Below are 18,653 nucleotides of genomic sequence, written 5' to 3'. Positions count from 1 at the left end.
CGTACGACGGCCGGACGGACACCGTGCCGCAGGCGCCCCACCTGACCCGCATCACCCACTTGACTCGCACCACCAGCGACCGACCCCTCCGAAGGAGCCTCCCGTGACCAGCCAGGAGCAGGCGCTCGCCATCGCCGACCGTTGGCTCAACCCGGAAGGCTCGGCGCAGTCGCACCGCGAGGTCCGGATGCAGGAGTTCGACCTGGGCTGGGTCGTGTGGGCCGCGCCCGCGGAGCCCGAGCGTGACCCGGAGACCGGGGAGCGACGGCCGCCGGCCGAGATCGGCAACGCCTGCGGGGTCGTGGACCGCCGTACCGGCGAGCTGACGATCTGGCCTTCGGTGCCGGTCGACGAGGTCGTCCGGATGTACCTGCGGAAGCACGGTGACTCGGGGCAGGGCACGTCGGGAGAGAACCGGCCGGTCACCGGGCCCGGCAACACCGCCGTCTTCACGTACACCGACCCGGCGAACGGCGAGGAGACGAGCCTCTTCCGCAACTCCGGCCCCGGCCTCGCCCCTTCCGAGTACCAGGCGTGGGCCGAGCTGCGACGGATGAACGTCCCCGTCGAGAGTGTCACCGCCATCCACACGGACCTGAGTCCCAGCCTCCTCCCCGGCGGCTACACGGCCGAGCTCCTCAACACCTTCCCCAACGCGCAGCTGTCCTGCTCGCAGAGCTACGGGGCCCGCCCCGAGGTACGCGCCGAGGGCATCGAGGCGCTGGTCGAACAGGTCGAGACGATGCATCGGATCGCGGGCCGGCAGCCGCCGCCCCGCCCGCACCGTGCGCCGGTGCCCGCGCAGGTGACGCCCGCGGAGCCGATGGACGACGAGGCCCTCGGCCGGTATCTGGTCGAGGTGTTCGGCGAGGACGGCGTACGTCGCTACGACGCCGAGGCCGTCGCGGGCAGCGCGCTGCCGGAGAGCACCGGCTCCACGCTCGCCGAAGCCGGCGTCCCCGCCGACCTCCCGCTCTTCTTCACCGCGGACCGGCCCGAGGCGCCGCCTGCCGGTGGCCTGTTCACCGATGTCGCCACGAATCTGCGGGAGCGGCGCAGCCCGGCCGGTGAGGAGAAGATCGCCGTCCTGGCGCATCTGGCCCGGATCGGGTTCGACGGCGTCGCGGTCATCGCGGTGCAGTGCCGGCCCGGCGCGGGGCAGCCGGACGGGCTCGGCGCGCTGTGGGCCGTGGATCCGGTGACCGCCGCCTCGCGCTACGTCAATGTCTCGGCCGCCGCCTTCGGCCGCTCCCTGGCGCTGCTCGCAGACGCACGGCAGCGGATGCGCGGCCTCGACCCGGCTGCGGCGGGCGGCGAAGTGGCCGTGCTGCAGGAGCAGTTGGTGGCCGTCGACGCCTCCGCGCTCGCGAACGCGGACACCTGGTGGTCACTGATCGTCGAGCAGATGTGGCACGGGCTGTTCTGACCCGCCCCGGGCTCAGCACCGCGACGGTCCCGCCGAGAGATCCAGACCCAGCCGACTAGGAGCGCAGCACGTGACTTCGGACAACCCGGCCCCGCCGACCACCGCCGAGCAGGCCCTCGCCATCGTGCGCGGCCGGTACGCGCAGCCCAAGCTGCCGGACGGCACCCCGGCCGAACTGCGCGTCGAGGAGTTCGACATCGGCTACCTGGTGTACGCGGTGTTCCCGCCGGTCACGGACGCGGCCGGCCGGCCGCAGCCCGCTCCGCCCGGCGGCAGCAAGATCGTGGTCGCCAAGGACACCGGCGAGACCGTCACCGTCCCCAACTACCCGACCCAGACGGCGATCGCGCTGTACCGCAAGCAGCGTCAGGCTCAGTGAGCCGTACGCGGTTCGGTACGGGGTACGGGGTACGGGGTACGGGGTACGGGGTACGGGGATCAGTACAGCGAGAATCCGCCGCTGTGCCGGCCGCCCTGGCCGTTCTTCCCGTCCTGGGAGGACTGAGACTGCGAGCCCTTCGGATCTGCGGACCCTGAGGACGGGCCGCCGCTCCCCGGCGTCTCCCCGTGCCTGACCTGGTCGCGCTCCTCCTCCGAGAGCGACTCCCACTGACCGCGCAGGGACGCCATGCCACCGCCGAGGGCGCGGGCCACCGCGGGGTCGTCCAGGGCGTCGCGCAGGGCGAGGCGGCCGGAGAGCATCCTCTTGGCGGCCTCCTGCATGTCCTTGCTGACGCCGTCGGTCTCGGTCAGCTTGCGCAGGGCGGAGTTCAGCGAACGGATCTGTGCCGGTTCGAGGGCCTCGTCCAGCACACCGCGCTCCTGCGAAGAGCCGTGCGGGTTCGGTGAGTTATCGGGTTGCCTGGCCATGTCGCTTCTCCTCGCTGCTCCTGCCCGAACTCGACACCCGCAGTATCTCCCGTCACGCGCGGGTGACGCGCGCCGCCCGTACTCGGGCGCGATCTGCTCCCGCCGACCCCCGTCACGACCCGGCCGGCCGCAGAAGGTAGCGTGCGCCCGGTCAACTTCATGTTGATCTTGTTCCCGCTCATACAAAATTCAGTCAGTTACGGGGTTCCCCAGGCATGTCGACGCCTCCTCCGCAGTACCCGAATCAGCCGTACGGTCAGCAGCAACCGCCGTATGGGCAACCGCAGCAACCTTACGGGCAGCAGCCTCAGCCGTACGGGCAGCAGCCTCAGCAGCCGTACGGATATCCGCAGCAGCCGCAGCCCCCGCAGCAGCCGCGCGGTCCTCAGCGACCGCCGGGAGCCGCGTTGCGGGCGGTGAAGGCGGCCGTCGTCGTCATAGCGATCGTCGGTGGCCTGGGCTACTACGTCTGGGACTACAACACCAGCCCCACCGGCGGCAAGGCGAAGGCGGAGGCCTCGGCTTCGGCGGCCGCCGAGGAGGCGAAGACGCACGACCCGGAGGTCGGCGACTGCGTCAAGGTCGCCGACCCGAAGGGCAAGCCGGTGCCCACGGTCGTCGACTGCGGCTCGCCGGAGGCCGAGTACAAGATGGGCGAAATGCTGCCCGGCCAGGGCCAGGAGTGCTCGGCGAAGTACGACTACGGCATCCAGTACTACAGCAGCCGGGGCTTCGACTACACGTTGTGCTTCACCAAGGTGTGAGCATCGGGTTGATCGGGTTCTTCGCGTGGGTGGGGAACGGCTGACCAGGCCCGTCAGGGCAAGGCGTTCCCCAGCGTCGCGCCCACCGCTCCCACGATGATCGCCATCAGGGCCCAGCGGGTGCGTCCGCGGCGGGCCCACTCCACGGCGGAGCCGGCGCAGGCGAGGCCCAGGGCGTGTGCCGCGGTCCATGCGCCCGCCCCGCCGTCGAGCCGTCCCGCGATTCCGAAGAGGCTGTACAGCGCCACCAGGGCCCCGGCGCCCATGAGGGCGGTCCGGGCGCTCCGTGCCTGCTGGGACCGTGCCCGCGCGACGCCCGGATCCGGCAGCTGCTGGAAACGCACGCGGAGTTCATCCGCTTCTTGCCGGACCGGCTCGCGCTCGTCGCGTCCCGCCAGCGTCTGTTCCCCATCGTGCGTAGTCATGACGAGGGAGCGTAATGCCAGTGGCGGGAGATCGAAGCATCGGGCAAGTGCGGTGCGACGGTGGCTCGTCCACAGGGCGCCGAGCGCCCCGCCGACCGCCCTCCCGGATTCGATAGGCTCACGCACCATGTTGCCGCCGCACACCCCCACACCCTCCCCGAACGCCGTCGTCATACGTACCGGCCGCCGGGCCGCCATGACCGGTCTTCCTTGCTCAGTCGTCCTGATCGCGATCGGCGCGGTGGGCGTGTTCGGCACCGCCCTGGTTGCGACCGGGAACCAGAAGGGCCAGTCGAGCATCGCCGGTTTTGCGGGCATGCTGTTCATGTTGGCGTTCGGAGCACTCGGCGTGCTCCTCTTCATCACCAACTGGTCGAACCGCCACAACAGGCTCCTCGTCGACCACACCGGCCTGTGGGTCGCCGGCAGGCAGGCCCAGAACGTCATCCCCTGGCGGACCCTCGCCGGGGTCGGCCTGTTCTGGAGCGGCGGAAGCAAGAAGGTCTACTCGCTGGAACTGTTCCCCGTCGGCCCGATCGACCGCGACGATCCGGTCCTGTGGACGCTGGTCCGCGACGAGGAGCCCCTGCACCCCGACATGCCCGGCCTGCGCTACCGGCTGCCCTTCCCCGCCGCCCAACAGCAGCAGGTGGTCTCGGCGGTCAGGCAGTACGTCCCGCACATCTGGCTCGGCGAGTCCGAGCGCGCGCAGGGTCACATCGGCCGGCCCGACGTGAAGGGACACCGGGAACGCACCCGGGGCCGTACGCCGTGAGCCATGGGATCGCGGTTGTCCGGCCGACGTGATTGCGGTTGGCCGACGTGATTGCAGTCGGCCTGCCGACGTGATTGCAGTCGGCGTGCCGACGTGATTGTGCACCTCTCCGGACAACCGCGGCATCCTGCAACGGATTTGTGACAGCAACCCCCTGAACCAGCCTGCTGGTGATTCCGTAAACTTTGCGGGCGGCTGTACTCCTGTGTGATTTCCCTTGACGGGTGAGGGAGTTGTACGGCCGTTCTGGCTTACGGGGGTGCTAGCTGCTGTGTCGATGATGCTGCCGGACGAGCTCGAGTGGGTTCTCGAGATGCTGGGCTACAGGTGGCCCACTGCGGACGAGGACAAGCTCAGGGACTCGGCCGCGCTGTGGCGGGAGTTCGGCGAGAAGGTCAACGGCCTGCACACCACGGCGAACACCAGCGCCCGGCAGGTCCTGGCGCACAACGCCGGCGAGTCGATCGACAAGTTCTCCAAGACGTACGAGAAGTTCGACGGCGGCGGAGGCGACGGCTACCTCCAGAACGCGGCACAAGCCGCCTTCATCATCGCGAACGTGATGGAGGCCTGCGCCTACCTGGTCGAATTCGCCAAGTGGGCGGTGATCGCGCAGCTGATCGCCCTGGCCATCGAGATCGTGGCCGCGCATGCCGCCGCGCCGTTCACCTTCGGCCTGTCCGAGGTCGCCGGTCTCGGCGCCACCCAGGTCACACGGCTGATCGTGCGCCGCCTCCTCGACGAGCTGAAAAAGGCGTTGATGGAGGCGATCGTCGAGGCGATGAAGGAGCCGGCGATCTCCGCGATCGAGGCGATCATCACCGACCTCATCCGGCAGACCGTGAACGTCGGCTTCGGCGCCCAGGAGGGCTACGACGTCAGCGCCACCATCAAGGCCGGTGGCCAGGCGGGTCTGGACGCCCTGAAGCAGACCCCGCAGACCCTCGCCGAGGGCGTCCGCGACAGCCTGGGACAGAAGGCGGGCAACAAGTTCCACCACGCGGTGGACAGCCGTATCGACGGGTACAACGGGCCGTCGAGCAATGGCCTCGGGGCCGACGGGGCGGGCGGTGACGGAGGCGACACGGGCAAGAGTGACGGTGACTCCGGCTCGAACAGCTCCAGCTCCTCGTCTGATTCCAACTCGTCGTCGGACTCGAATTCCAACTCCTCGTCCGACTCGGGGTCCGGTTCGAGCTCGGACTCCGGGTCCTCACGGTCGTCGGACTCCTCGTCGGATTCGTCCTCGACACGTTCGACCAACGATGTCGGCTCGAACATAGGCCGCGGTATATCCGCCGACACGGGCGGCAACGACATCGGCGGGCCGGATGTGGGCGCGGGCCCGGACTCCGGCCCGGGTTCGGACTCGGGCCGCGACTCGTCCTCGTCGGACTCCTCGTACCCGAGGCCGACGGGGTCCTCCTCGGGCCCGTCCCTTTCGGACTTCGACGACCCGTCGCCCGGCGGCCCGTCGTCCGGCGCCGGGGACGGGAACGGCTCCTCCAACTCCCCGAGTTCGTCCGGCAGCCCGTCCAACAGCGGCGGCTCCCATGTCTCGGGGCTCTCCTCCCCCACGGCGCATTCGGCGCCCTCGCCGTCGTCGTCCGGCGGCACTTCGTCGTCGCCCGGGAACGGGGCGATCGGCACGTCGATCGACAGCCTGGCGGCGACCACGCCGACCCAGTCGAACGCCGCGCCGACGACGGCCACGTCCGATCCGTCGCCGTCGAGCTCGGGTGGTCGTTCGGACGGCGGCTCGGCCATCCCGTCGTCGCCTGTCGCCTCTGCCGCGGCGGCGGGTGGTGGTGCGGGCTCGCATCACGGCGGGAGCGCGTCGGGCGGTGGCTCGCCCTCCGCGACGAGCCCGACGCCCAACTCTGGCCCGGCGAGAAATCCTTCCGCCGCCAACCCGTCTCCTACGGGGACCGGGCCTGCCTCCACGCCCAGCCCGACGGCGGGCACGGGGCCTCGGAGTACACCGGCCACGACGCCGGCTTCGACACCGACGTCGACCTCGGACGGTCGAGGCGCCGGGGCGGGGGACGGGCGTACGGGGCCTCAGCGGGCTCCTGGGGGTGCGACTCCGGGGGACGGGGCCGGGGCCGGGGCTCGTAGTGCGGCTGGGAATGCGGCGGGCAGCACGGCCGGTAACACGGCTGGGAATGCGACGCCGGGCGGCGACCGTAATGCGCCGCGGAACACGCCTGGTACGACGCCGGGTGATCGCACGTCGCCGCGCAACATCCCGGGTACGACGCCGGGTGACCGTACGGCACCGCAGAACACCCCGGGCGACCGGAATGCGCCCCGAAACACACCCGGAACGACGGCGACGCCGGGTGATGGCAGTACTCCCCGGAACACCCCCGGGAACACGACCCCGGGTGACCGGACCACGCCGCACAACACGCCTGGGAACACGACCCCGGGCGATCGGACGTCGCCGCGCAACACCCCGGACGCGTCGGGCAACACCCGTACGCACACTCCGGGTCAGGACCCCAGGACGAGCGCTCCGAACCAGACGCCGTCCCATTCGAACCCGTCCCATTCGAACCCGTCGCAGTCGAACCCGTCGCAGTCGAACCCGTCGCAGTCGACGCCGTCCAGGACCTCACCGCCGTCGACGAACCCGAATACGAATACGACGACGCCGTCCACGTCGACCGGTACGGGACCGGACCGCAGCTCGACTCCGAACAACGGCACGCCGAGCAACTCCAACCCCTCGACGCCGAGCAACCGCACGCCCAACGCGTCGAACCCATCGACCCCGTCGAACCAGCCCGGCCCGACGTCGAACCACCCCACTCAGGGCACGCCGAGCACACCGGGCACGCCGAGCACTCCGAACCAGCCGAGCGCGGGCCCGACGCCCAACAAGCCGGCACACCAGCCCACGGGCAACACACCGAACACCCCGCAGCAGCCGGCCGCGCACCCCGACAAGCCGGAGAACTCGCAACAGAACCCGGATCAGCAGCAACAGCAGCAGGTGACGCCGGTCCCGATCCACACGGTCGTGACCACCCCGCCGCCCTCGCACGCGGACCCGACGGCACCCCAGAACCCGGGCTCGCCCCAGGCCACCCCCAACGACCCCGGCAACCAGCACCACCCCAACCAGGACAGCCTGGATGACATCCGTGCCGACCTGGACCACTACCCCGGCGGCCTGACCGAGCCGGACCCGGCGGACCAGCAGGCGCTGGCCGACGCCGTACCGCGCAACGACGACGGCACGCCGGAGCGCTTCCCGGACCCGCACGGCCCCTGGTCGCAGCTCCAGAACGACGGCGGCAACACGGTCCCGGGCCGCAGCAACAACTGCGCGGACTGCTCCCGCTCCTTCCTGGAGACCTGGTACGGCAACCCGCAGGTCTCGGCGCCGCGCACGGTCGACACCGACGCGAACGGCAACCCCGACTACTGGTCCCCCGAGGACAACGCCAACGACAACCAGATCCGCTGGACGGGCGCGTCGCACAACTACGCCGGTCCCGGCGGGGACCCCAACACCGCCAACAACATCGCGTCGGTACTGCAGAAGTCCGGCCCCGGCTCGGCGGCCATCGTCCAGGTCGACTGGCCCGGGGGAGGCGGCCACGCCTTCAACGTCGTCAACCACGACGGCAACATCGTCTGGATCGACACCCAGAGCGGCGACGTCAGCGACCAGCCCCTCCACCTCGACCAGGCGGAACACGTCTGGCACATCCCCCTGGACGCCAACCGCAACCCGATCGACCTGAGCCAGCCGGACGCAACGGACTCCAACCAGGGGACGGACGCCTCCCAAGAGGGAACAGACAGCTCCCAGAACGGGACGGACACCTCTCAGGACGGGTCCGACACCACCCAGGACGCACCGGACGCCTCCCAGCAGGAACCGGACGACAACGCGAACCAGAGTTCCGACGACTCAACGCCGGGCCCCGAGACCACGCAGCAGGACCCGCAGACCTCCGAGGACGGGCCCGACACCACTCAGCAAAAGGCCGACGACTCCCCCGACACGAGTCACAGCCAGAAGCAGAACGAGAACGAGAACGAGCAGACCAACGAGTCGGACCCGTCAACCGAAACGACGGACGACAACCCTTCCGACAACTCGGACGCCACCAAGCCCGAGAGCCCGGACACCACCCAGTCCGAGAGCCCGGACTCCACCAAGCCCACGGACCCGGAACCTTCCCAGACCAAGGACCAGGACTCCGCCGACCCCGAGAACGCGGAAGCGTCTCAGCCCAAGGATTCCAATCCGCCCACCGACCCGGACTCGAATCCCCCCACCGACCAGGATTCCAATCCTCCGTCCACCGACCCGGACGCATCCGAGGCCAAGGATGCCGACGCCGCCGAGTCCACGGACGCGGACCAGACGACCCCCGAGGACTCCGCCGACGGCTCCCCGCAGGACCCTTCGCATCCAGACCCGGTCCCGGCCACCGCCACCCGTGACACCACCCCACCCGGCGGTGTCACCCACCCCACCCCCGCCGAGCAGCAGTCGCTCGAGAACTCGGTCCCCCGAGACGAGAACGGCGACCCCATCCGTCCGCCGGACCCGGCGGACGGCCCCTGGGTCCGGAACATCAACGGCGATGGTGCCGACAGCCCCGGCCGCAACAACAACTGCACCGACGTGGCCCTGTCCACCGTCGACACATACGCCGGCAACCCCACGGCAGCAGCCGCCCGCACCCCAGACCCCAACCCGGACGGGACCCCGTCGGACCGCGGCGAGAAGGCCGGCCGCGACCGCATCGAGAACACCCTCGGCGCCCGCTTCAGCGACATGGGCAACGGCCGCGGCGCCTTCAACCGCCTGGAGAACACCCTCCGCAACAGCGGCCACGGCTCCCAGGCCGTCATCATCACCCAGGACGCCAACGGCCGCGCCCACGCCTGGAACGCCGTCAATCACAACGGCCGCGTCACCTACATCGACGCCCAGACGGGCCGGCAGAGCTCGAAGCCACTGCACAACGGCAACAACGGCGTCTTCGCGATCCCACTGGACTCGAACCGACAGCCGGTCACGCCCGAACAGCGCTCCGACGACGGTACACAGCCGCAGCCGAAGACCTCCGAGGCCACGAGCGCCCCCCGCAGTGCCCCCGAGGCACCTGCCGGAACCGATCCCGATGAGGCAAAGGACTCTTGGGACGACGAGGGTGACAACACCGGTGACACCACGGGGAAGGACCCCGAGCGGCTGGGCTCAACTCCGTTCGAGGAGGACCAGAAACCGGAACACCAGCACTATGGCGTCGCCGGCGACCAGGCACAACGGGACTTCCGGGAACACCGGGACATCCGGCAGATCGACCTGGACCCGGTCTACGACACCCTGCGGGACTTTGCGAACAACGACAACGCCGGGTTGCGTGATCTGCTCGAAGGAAGCGAGAACGGAACGACTTGGCGCCGCGACGAACTCGCCGATCGCATCCCCGGGTTCAATGATCTGAGCCGAGGTCAACAAGCCGCGGCAGTGGGTGTTCTGGCTCGTCTGAGCAACGATTTCCACATGAATCAGGGCGTAGGCGCCAGTCCTTACCGGCGCGACGACGACCAGTCGGCTTACCGCTGGTCGGAGTCGGAAGAAACTCAGGAGGCACGAGAGGCGCACCGGGCACGCGACGAAAAGCGGCAGACGAACTTCCCGGGCAACGACGCCGAGAAATTCAGGGACTCAAGGGCCGCTGTCGCGGCCGCGAGCGGTAAGCCGTTCTCCGAAGTGGACGGCTCCAACGCAGCGTCCGCCAGCCCGACGCAGCGCACCCGACACCACCTCGACCAGGCATACGGCGAAAGCGTGGCCGACCAGATCGTAGACTCCACCAAGGACCTGAAACCGAATTTCTCGGGGCGCAATTTCGCCGTCATGGAGGTGCACGACCCGGAAACCGGGCAGACCCACTACGTGGCCGACAGTTCGTTCAGCCACGCCGGACCACGGCCCGACCACTCCGAACCGCACTTGGGTGGCTGGATCGAACGCCTCAACGAGGACCGCGCCGCCAAGGGGCAAGAGGCGCTCGTCCCCACGCACCTGTACACGGAGCGGGAGCCTTGTGGCCACCCCTCCGAGTCGAAGGGGCACGCGGACTGCGGAGGCTATATTCGCGCCTACCTGCCGGAGGAGATGGGGACGACCTACGCCACGGCTTACCGAAAGGGCGAACAGGTCGCACCGTTCAGCGATCCACGCGAGGGCATAAACAACGCGACGCAGGCCATGGATGCCGACTTCCAGGACCACTTGAACAAGGTCGCCGATATTCTCAAGGCTTATGCCATGCCGACGCCAAACAATCCTGCGTAGAAAGCCTGACGGTAGGAAAGACCTGACGCATGAGTACCACCCCGAACCCGGATGAAGTCACTGCAGAACTCGCGCTGAACCGTGCGCTGCGGTGGATCGACCGGCCTCGCGACACCAGCGCCTGGCTGTGGATCGGCGGGCGCGCGGGCAGCGGCAGAACGGCGCTGCTGCGCGAAGTTGTTGCTCGCCACCCCACCGCGGCGCACGTCGATTGCGCCGGCAGGTCCGCGGAGGAGGTGGCTCGGGCCGTGGCAAGGGCCCTTGGCCTCTCCGCCACGGACTCCTTCAAAGGCAACTTCGCCGCCATGGCCGGTCGGGTCAGCGACGACCCTGTGGTGGTACTCGCGAACACGCAGTGGGCGGGGGTCCTGCGCACCTCGCGCGAACCGGAGCGGGTGCTCGATCTGGTGGCGCGGGCACTGATCGAGCACCATCGGCGCGGGCTGCGGATGCGCCTGCTGGTCGAGGTCGACGATGCTCCGGGCAAGGCCGCCGAGTTGGGCGGACGACACCTGACCTTGCAGGGGGGCTTCGAGGGCATGCCCGCCCCCGTGGAACTGGACGAGGATGCGGCTTTGTCGGCCGCCCTCCGTGGGCTGGCGATGGCCGAGCACCGTTTCGTTCCCATGGCGGTGTGGGCCCTGCTCTGTTCGGCCGTCGGCCAGGACGTCCCGGAGTCCCAGCTCGAGTCGCTGCTCGGCGTCGCGGTGGCCCGGGGCTGGATCCACCGGTCGGACGACGGGGCGGGCACTACCCTCGTGTCCTTCGAGCAGGAGGCAATGGCCCGGCGACTCCGTACGGAGATGCCCGCCGAGGACGCCCGGTCCTGTCACGCACGCGCAGTCACCGCGCTGTCGGCCGCAGACGCCTCCGAGGCGACGCGCTGGTACGTCGGTCGTGCCCTGGCCGGTCACGCGGCGGCGGCCGGCCGGTTCGACGCTTTCGTGGAGGACACCGCGGCAGTCGCCCGGGTCGGTCACGAGTCGCTCTTCGAGGCGTTCGAGGCCGCGTTCCATGGCGTGCCCATCGCGCAGGGTAGTGCCGGGGCCCGACTCCACTACCTGGTGCGCCGTGGTGTGCAGCCTGCGTCCCAGGGTGAGTGGCTGGCGCTGTTGCACCTGACCCTGATGCAGGCCGGTCCGACGGAAGAAGCAGCCGCCGAGCGGCTCCTGACGGCGGCCGGCCCCGTGGCGGCCCTGCCCTGGCGGACCCTCTGGGCCGAAGGTGTCGGTGCCGGCGCGTTCAGTACGGACGCACTGGTCAGGCGCCCCATCGTCCGGACGCTCCGGATCGTGCACACCCCGGCCGGCGATGTGGTCACGGCCCGCACCCGCCGCGACCACATCGGCACCTGGGACCTGGTCACGGGCACACCCCGGCCCGAGCCCGGAGAGAGCGCGGAGGTGCCCGACACCACGCAGGCGGATCAGGGGCCCCAAGGGTGGCGTCCTGCCGGAGCCGCCGCCGGCGACGTTGATCTGCCTCGTATGCCCGAGTACATCCGTCGAGGCGTGCGATCGGGCCGTCACATCGCTCTGGCCTCCACGGACGGAGTGTGCGTGGTGGAGATCGATCAGAGCGCCGTACAGCAAACCTCAGCAGACCTCCTCAAGCGTCTGGTGGGTACCAGCACGGAGCTCGCTCCGGCGGTCGTGCCGCACGCTGCCCTGGCCCCCACTGTCGAGTGGCTGACGACCGTTTGGGGATCTGCCGCGGTCAGCCGTTACCCGCAGGAGACTCTGCCGGCCGCGCTCTCCGACCCAGGCGCGCGCGAATTCCTCTCCACAGTCGGCTTTCCTTGTGTCACCGGCTTCCTCGAACTCGACACCACCGGCCTCGCGGACACGGGCCTGCGCCCCGTTGCCGGGCTGGTCGACAAGCCGGACGAGGCAGAGTCCACGTACTTCTTCCTCGGCACCTGGCAAGGCGCGCGGCTCCTCCTCGACGGCCGCGACGGGAGCGTGCTGCAGGACGGTTCATCGGGGCTCGACGACGCACTGGCCGGAAGCAGTGTCGGCCAGTTCGTCGCCATGGTCCGCCTCTACTACTGGTGGTTCGCCTCCGACTGGTCGGTCGAGGACACGGAGACGGATGTACGTCGCTGGCTGAACCTCATCGACCCCTCGGCCTTCCAGACACAGGGCTGGCAGAGGGTCTTCGAGGACTACAACTTCGACGACCGGGTCTGACGGGACGCGAGACCACCCCGCCTCAGCCACTGCCCCGGCCAACCAGGCCTGATCGGAGTGTTGAACGAGTGATCCCTGCGGAAGCCGAGCGCGCCGGCAGCGACTGACTGATCGGGCCTCGGCGGCGCAGACACAAACACCAGTTACTGGACTGCCGCACTGCGAGCCACCGACTGACGATCCTCCGGATCGGCCTTCGCCGCAGCGTTTGTGGTTGACGCCGCCGCACCGGACTGTTCGGCGAATCGCATCATCCTCCGCGCCCTTCACACCGCCCGCTCCGCCCCCGACGGCCCTCTCCCGATCTCACTGATAACTTGCTGTTCCTATTCGATCACTCCGTGGGAATCCAATGAGCCAGCCGCCCTTCCAACCACCCCCGCAGCCTCCTCAGCCGCCGCAGGACCGCAGCAACCCGTACATGCAACCTGCCCCGCCACAGCACGCACCGGGGTTCGGCCCGCCGCCGGTTCCCGGTCAGCCTCCGATGCACCCCGGCATGCCCCCTGCCCCAGGACAGCCGGTGCAACCGATGTACCCGATGCAGCCCACCCCACCGTTCCAAGCGCCCTACGGGCAGCGCCCGAACGCAAGCGGTCATCCCGTAGGGGCGGTCTTCCTCGGCTTCTTCGCCTCGGTCATCGTCTCGTTGCTCTACAGCGGTCTCATCCTGGCCACGTACGAGGACCAGACGGTCACCCAGGCCAACACCATGTACCTGGTCCACGCGTTGATCAACGGAGCGATCGTCGGCTGGCTGATCGGCCTGGTGGGTCACCGCAACACGGGCGCCCACGTCGGCGGTGCCGTGATCGCCGCGGCCGGCGCCTTCTTCGGCTACACCAACGCCCTCCCGCTGATCATCGCCGACCGCCAGTCGCCCGCCGCCATCGGCGACATGATGGAGGCCGACCCGCTCATCCCGGCCAAAGCCTGGTGGAACAACGAGATGGAGGGCGGAGTCGACTGGTTCTCCCCACTCGGGCTCCTGCTCGCCGCGGCGGCCGCCTGGGGTCTCGCGTACCTCATCGGCAGCAGGCGCCGTCAGGCGTGACGTCAGGTCAGGTGTCGTTCCGGGCCGTCCTCTTGGGGCCCGGTCGGCTGCCGAACCGAGGCTTTCGGGCCGTTCTCTCAAGACCTGGTCGGCTGCCGAACCGAGGCGTTCGGGGCGTTCTCTCGGGGTCCGGTCAGCTGCCGAAACGAGGCGTTCGGTCGGCCCACTTCACCGGAACGCAGGGCTGTCACCAAGACTCGCCACCGCCACGGCGACGCAGATGGCGACCAGCGCCCAACGCGTACGACCACGCCGGGCGAGCAGAAACCCCAAACCGCCGAGCACCGCGCCCACCGCGTACGAGGCGACCCAGACGCCCGCCGAATCACCCGCACCGAGCCGTACGACGGTGAGGCCCAGGCAGACCACGACCACCAGGCCCGCGAACGTCACGTGCATCCCACGGGCCCGCCGCGCCTCACGCTGCCGGCCCTCCTCGAGGTCCGACCGTCCCTGAGCCCGGAACCGCGCCCGCAGCTCCTCGCCATCCCCGCCCGGCAGCAAGCCCATCGCGCTACGCCCCCTCGATCGACGCCAGGAAGAAGGTCAGCGGCAGCGCGGCCATGGCAAGGCCGAACCCCGACGCCGCCATCCCTCCGCGGATGCGGATCTCCCGCTTCGCCCGAACGGCCAAATAGGCGGCGATCGGCGGCAGCACACCGCACAGGAGCAGGCTGAACCGCCAGCCCTCCTCGCCGATGAAGAAGACCATCGCGGCCAGGCAGACCGGTACCGCACCGACGCTCATGACACGCGCACGGGAGAGGAAGAGCTCGAGGTCACCGGCCCCACCGAAGAAACTCATGACGCGGGCTCCCAGCTCCTAGACGGCGGCGTGATCGTAGCCACTGCTGCCCACCTGCGGAAAGCCGTCCGCCGCGGAGAAGCCGTTCACAGCAGCGGACATGACCACTCCGAGCGCGGCCAGCGCCGAGGCGAACGTATCGAATGCCTTGGCCGCCTCCGCCCACATCTGCATCAGCCTGATGGCCTGCGCCGCGGCCAGCGCGAACATCGCGATCGACGCGGCCTGCCCGCCGACCGGGATCGCGTTGACGGCCTGCGCCGCGAGCAGATTCACCAGCCAGATGACGAGCAGATCGGAGAACATCACCAGGAACGACTTCAGGAATTCCGCGAACTGGAACGCCATCTGTGCCGCCTGCGCATAGCAGGTCTGGAGAGACTTGAAGGTCTCCTTGATCTCCTCGAGCTTCTTGGTGAACTCGTCGAAGTAGACGGTCGCGGCATTCGCGGCATTGCCGTCCCAGCTCAGACCGACGTTCTGCGTGCCCTTACGGACATTGGCGGCGACCGCATCGCAGAAGGAGGCGAGATTGCCCCATACGTCGGAGCAGTCGTTGTACTTGTTCCAGTCGCCGAACACCCAGTTGGTGCATTCGGCGAAGGGGTCGAAGTCGAAGAGCAGCTTGCATGCCTCGACCGCCATCGCGGACGGACTGCCCAGGTCGAGGACGCTGCCGAGCGTCTTCTGCACCGGGTTCATCTTGTACTCGTCGGCGTGACCGGACGCGTATTTGACGATGGGGTTGCTCGGGTCGCCGGGCGCCTTCAGTACGTCGACGGCGTCGCTGGCGTCGGAGAAGTCCTGCGGGTCGCCGCCGGAGCCGCCGTCCCCGACTTTGGAACCCGGGTAGGTGGCGTCGAGCTTGGCCGCCGTGTCCCGGTCCGTCTCCCGGTAGTACTTGGCGGTCCCCGTCAGTTCCTTCTCGGAGGACTCCATGAGGCTCTTGACCTTCTCCAGAGCCTTCTTCGCCTCGGTCACGTACTGGTCGTGGTCGCCCGCGACGAGGTCCCAGGCGGCTCCGCCCACGGAGTTGTCGATCTGAGCGTTCGTACCGGTGTACGAGACGGCCTGGGCGCTGCCGTCGGCGGCACGTCCCACCAGCTTCGAGAAGCCGTCGATCGCGCCGGGCTCTACCCGAAAGTTCACATCTCCCCCATTGCCTGCATCAGATCAACGACCGGCGGTCCGAGCTCGGCCGCGAGGTCACCGTCCACGGCCCGTCGCCGCCACTCAGTACCGGGCTCGGCACAAGGACGGACGGTCCACGACCGTTCAGTACAAGGACCAGCCACGACCGTCGTGACGCGACTTCGTGCCCGACCGGTTCTCGGACTCCGTACGCCGCTCGTCGTCGAGCTGCTGCCGCTCCTCCTCGAGCCGGCGCTCCCCGTCCGCGGCGAGCGCCTCACGTTCGCTGTCGGACATGGAGGCCCACTTCTCGGCCAGCGGGGCGGACTGCACGACCGCCTCCTCCGCGTACGCGGACACATTGGCCGCCTCGCGCAGCCCCATCCGTCCGGAGAGAACCTCCTGGGCCATCTCCTTGAGCGCCGGACCGCCGAGTCCCGAGGCGAGATGCTCCAGGGACTTCCGCAGGATCTTGGCCTGTGCGGGGTCCTGCTGGGTCATCTCCAGAAACTCGGAGTCGTCCACGCGCTTTTCGGAACTATTCGCGGCGCTGTCCAAGGGGTACCTCATCGGGCGGTTCGGCATGTCTCGACCGGCGTGAACCTACCAACGCACTTGCGAACGCTCAACACACGCCCTGTGCGTCAAGCTCACGCACCGCAGCAACTCGACAACACCTGTGCCGCGTTGATGTATCGAAAGCCGTTCTCCCCACGCGCTCCCTGGAAACTCGCGCGATTGCGACGATTTAATCGCGTGTGGATCTTTTCAGGGAAATCACCCTGAAATGACCGGCAGCCGAGTCGGTGTGAAAATTTCGAGGAGAAACCTCAACGCTGAGCGGACCGCCCGGGGCCGTCCGCCGTCCCACCGGCCCCTGTCCGCCCGGAGCCGTGCACCGGCGTGTCCCGCTCGGCGCGCTCACGGTCCAGGTCCGCCTCCTGCCCGGCATCCCACTCCGCGAAGCGGGCCTTGGACTGCTGCTGCTCCGCATACGTCCGTTCGTCCGCCGCCCGACGGATCTCGTGCATCCGCTGATATACGGCCTCGGTGTACCGCGGGTCCTGGAAGGCGTCCTTGATGTCGATGCCCCCACTCAGGACGGACCGCGCCATCTCGCGCAGGTCCGGGTCGAGCGACGTCGTGTCGGCGATGGTCCGCAGCGACCGGTGCAGCCGCAGGGCCTGCTCGGGGTCCTGGGCGACGCCCATCAGTTCCTCGTCCTGGATCTCCCGGTGCGCGGTCATGAGTTCGGTACGCCCTTCGGGTCGGCGGCGGCGGGGACGACGGCGGCATCACCCGAACTCGTTCCGGGCCCAGTCGTCCGCGCCCGCACCGGCACCGGAGGGGCTGGAGGAGCCGGCGGTACGGGTGGATCCGGGGCGCCCCGCGGAGGCGGCGGCCGGAGCCCGGTCGGCGGCCGGCCTGCCGTCGGCCCCGGCGCCGGTGCTCGTACCGGCCTCAGCGCCGGAGTTGGGGGTGGCGTCCGCGCCGCCGTCGGCACCATGCCCGACCACTGCATCCACACCCTGCTGTGCACGATCCGAGACCGCCCCCGTGGCGGTCTCCTTCGCATGGTCGAGGTAGGTGTTCGGATCCGCGTAGCCGGCGAGCGTCGACCCCTCGCCCCCGGTGACCTCGTTCTTGAGGTCACCCAGATAGTCACCGGCCGCATCCTTGGCGACGTCCGCGGTCTCACCGAGGTCGATGCCGGACCGTGCGTCGAAGTACGCCTCGATGCTCTGCCGGCCGACGTTCTGGGCCATGCCGACGGCGGCCTCGCGGGCCTTGTCCTTGGCGGCGTCGACGACCTTCTCCTGGACGAACTGCTTGACCTGCTCCTTGACCACCTTCTTGGCGATCTTCTTGAGGGCGTCCATGGTGGCGTGCTCCATGGCCTTGGTGACCGCCTCCATGACCTCCTTCTTGAGCCGGTCCAGCAGTTCCCGGACGATCAGCCGAGTGGCCTGGGTCGCGCCCAGCGCACCGACCTCGGACAGCCCGAAGGTGAAGGGGGCAGCGGCCTGCGCCGCGATGATCTCGATGGCCAGGGCGATGAGTTGCGCGATCACGGCCAGCTTGGCCGTGAGCACCGCCACCGCGGCCGAGTCGAAGGCGAAGGCGATCACTTCGCACGCGGTCCTGGCGTCCGGGAGGTAACTGTCCTCGCCGTTCGCGCCGGTGTAGGCACCCCAGTCCTTGCTGAAACCCTCCATGGCCGTACCGAAGTTGCTTGCGACGACGGTCCGGGCGAGACCCTCGCCCTGCGCCTCGATCTTCTCCAGCTCCGCGCCGAAGGCACGCCAGGTCTCGGCGACCTGATGGAGTGCTTCCTCGTCGGCCTCGGGCCAGCTGTAACCGAGCAGATCAAGCACCCAGACGAGTTCGCCGGGCAGTGTGAGCGACATACCAATATCCCCGTTTGACCGCGATGACCCCAATAGACGTGAACGCTCTTACAGTTGGCCGGCGATCCCGCCCAGAAGACCGCTGTTCGACACATCCGAGGTGTCGTAGTTGCGAGCGTTGTCCTGGAGGTTGTGCCCGATCTGCTGAAGCCGTTCGGCGAGGCTGTCCATGGACGTGAGGAGTCCGTCACGAATGGGCGCGTAGATCTCGCCGAAAATCTCTCCGAAATCAGCGTCCGCCCACGGCTCCCCGATCCCTTCGAGATCGCTCTGGAGTCGCTTGGAGGAGCGGGCGAAATCACCCCCGAGATCGGCGAACTTCTGCCCCTGCCGCCGGAGTACGTCCGTGTCCACGCCAAAGAAGTCGTACGTCATCGCTCTCCCCCGAAGTCCCTTTGCAGCACGTCATATTGCACGACAGGCCGATAGCTTAGACTCCTCGCGCACGACCCCGAAAGTCGATCGGCAAAGA

At 69.1% G+C, this 18,653-nt stretch carries 16 protein-coding genes; 7 read left to right on the top strand and 9 right to left on the bottom strand.

Features of this window, described 5'->3' with window-relative positions; translation table 11 throughout:
* Positions 1 to 103: 103 nt before the first annotated feature.
* Together PGH47_RS31145 and PGH47_RS31140 are read left to right on the top strand one after the other, a co-directional pair.
* Positions 104 to 1,426 carry an SUKH-4 family immunity protein gene (locus PGH47_RS31145; protein WP_271666133.1) on the top strand — a complete coding sequence of 441 codons (1,323 nt, stop codon included), beginning with the start codon at positions 104 to 106 and terminating at the stop codon, positions 1,424 to 1,426.
* A gap of 70 nt (positions 1,427 to 1,496) precedes the next feature.
* A complete protein-coding gene (locus tag PGH47_RS31140) occupies positions 1,497 to 1,805 on the top strand; it encodes a hypothetical protein (protein ID WP_030949654.1) in 309 nt (102 codons plus the stop codon).
* A 59-nt stretch (positions 1,806 to 1,864) separates the two neighbouring features.
* Here the strand turns inward: PGH47_RS31140 and PGH47_RS31135 are convergent, their stop codons facing one another.
* Positions 1,865 to 2,296, bottom strand: a complete 432-nt coding sequence (locus tag PGH47_RS31135; protein WP_271666132.1) for a hypothetical protein — start codon at positions 2,294 to 2,296, stop codon at positions 1,865 to 1,867.
* 416 nt (positions 2,297 to 2,712) lie between these two features.
* Here PGH47_RS31135 and PGH47_RS31130 point away from each other — a divergent pair, with 416 nt between their 5' ends.
* Positions 2,713 to 3,060, top strand: coding sequence for an LppU/SCO3897 family protein (locus PGH47_RS31130; RefSeq protein ID WP_443048622.1), 348 nt, complete (start codon positions 2,713 to 2,715; stop codon positions 3,058 to 3,060).
* A 53-nt stretch (positions 3,061 to 3,113) separates the two neighbouring features.
* Here the strand turns inward: PGH47_RS31130 and PGH47_RS31125 are convergent, their stop codons facing one another.
* Positions 3,114 to 3,485 carry a hypothetical protein gene (locus PGH47_RS31125; RefSeq protein WP_271666130.1) on the bottom strand — a complete coding sequence of 124 codons (372 nt, stop codon included), beginning with the start codon at positions 3,483 to 3,485 and terminating at the stop codon, positions 3,114 to 3,116.
* Positions 3,486 to 3,681: 196 nt separating this feature from the next.
* Here PGH47_RS31125 and PGH47_RS31120 point away from each other — a divergent pair, with 196 nt between their 5' ends.
* The 4 genes from PGH47_RS31120 (at position 3,682) to PGH47_RS31105 (ending at position 13,837) form a co-directional block, all read left to right on the top strand.
* Positions 3,682 to 4,260, top strand: a complete 579-nt coding sequence (locus tag PGH47_RS31120) for a hypothetical protein (RefSeq protein WP_271666129.1) — start codon at positions 3,682 to 3,684, stop codon at positions 4,258 to 4,260.
* 313 nt (positions 4,261 to 4,573) lie between these two features.
* Complete coding sequence (locus PGH47_RS31115; protein WP_271666128.1) at positions 4,574 to 10,594, top strand: toxin glutamine deamidase domain-containing protein; 6,021 nt, start codon at positions 4,574 to 4,576, stop codon at positions 10,592 to 10,594.
* 29 nt (positions 10,595 to 10,623) lie between these two features.
* Positions 10,624 to 12,783 (top strand): SUKH-4 family immunity protein, encoded by a 2,160-nt coding sequence (locus PGH47_RS31110; RefSeq protein ID WP_271666127.1) that lies wholly within the window; start codon positions 10,624 to 10,626, stop codon positions 12,781 to 12,783.
* A gap of 523 nt (positions 12,784 to 13,306) precedes the next feature.
* Positions 13,307 to 13,837 (top strand): hypothetical protein, encoded by a 531-nt coding sequence (locus PGH47_RS31105; protein ID WP_271666126.1) that lies wholly within the window; start codon positions 13,307 to 13,309, stop codon positions 13,835 to 13,837.
* A 168-nt stretch (positions 13,838 to 14,005) separates the two neighbouring features.
* Here the strand turns inward: PGH47_RS31105 and PGH47_RS31100 are convergent, their stop codons facing one another.
* From PGH47_RS31100 to PGH47_RS31070, 7 genes are all read right to left on the bottom strand, one after another.
* Complete coding sequence (locus PGH47_RS31100) at positions 14,006 to 14,347, bottom strand: hypothetical protein (protein ID WP_271666125.1); 342 nt, start codon at positions 14,345 to 14,347, stop codon at positions 14,006 to 14,008.
* A 4-nt stretch (positions 14,348 to 14,351) separates the two neighbouring features.
* Positions 14,352 to 14,642, bottom strand: a complete 291-nt coding sequence (locus PGH47_RS31095; RefSeq protein WP_271666124.1) for a hypothetical protein — start codon at positions 14,640 to 14,642, stop codon at positions 14,352 to 14,354.
* Between the two features lie 18 nt (positions 14,643 to 14,660).
* On the bottom strand, positions 14,661 to 15,791 hold the full coding sequence (locus tag PGH47_RS31090) for a hypothetical protein (RefSeq protein ID WP_093747458.1): 1,131 nt from the start codon (positions 15,789 to 15,791) through the stop codon (positions 14,661 to 14,663).
* Between the two features lie 126 nt (positions 15,792 to 15,917).
* On the bottom strand, positions 15,918 to 16,298 hold the full coding sequence (locus PGH47_RS31085) for a hypothetical protein (RefSeq protein ID WP_271666123.1): 381 nt from the start codon (positions 16,296 to 16,298) through the stop codon (positions 15,918 to 15,920).
* 305 nt (positions 16,299 to 16,603) lie between these two features.
* Positions 16,604 to 17,020 carry a hypothetical protein gene (locus tag PGH47_RS31080; RefSeq protein ID WP_271666122.1) on the bottom strand — a complete coding sequence of 139 codons (417 nt, stop codon included), beginning with the start codon at positions 17,018 to 17,020 and terminating at the stop codon, positions 16,604 to 16,606.
* A gap of 48 nt (positions 17,021 to 17,068) precedes the next feature.
* The gene (locus PGH47_RS31075) at positions 17,069 to 18,181 is read right to left on the bottom strand and encodes a WXG100-like domain-containing protein (RefSeq protein ID WP_271666121.1); all 1,113 of its coding nucleotides are present in this window, start codon (positions 18,179 to 18,181) and stop codon (positions 17,069 to 17,071) included.
* 48 nt (positions 18,182 to 18,229) lie between these two features.
* Positions 18,230 to 18,556 carry a WXG100 family type VII secretion target gene (locus PGH47_RS31070; RefSeq protein ID WP_271666120.1) on the bottom strand — a complete coding sequence of 109 codons (327 nt, stop codon included), beginning with the start codon at positions 18,554 to 18,556 and terminating at the stop codon, positions 18,230 to 18,232.
* Between the last annotated feature and the right edge of the window lie 97 nt (positions 18,557 to 18,653).

The sequence above is a fragment of the Streptomyces sp. HUAS 31 genome (genome assembly GCF_028198125.1).
GTDB classification, from domain to species: Bacteria; Actinomycetota; Actinomycetes; order Streptomycetales; family Streptomycetaceae; genus Streptomyces; species Streptomyces chartreusis.
Note: the sequence above shows the minus strand (reverse complement) of the source record. Positions and strands in the feature narration are given on the sequence as shown.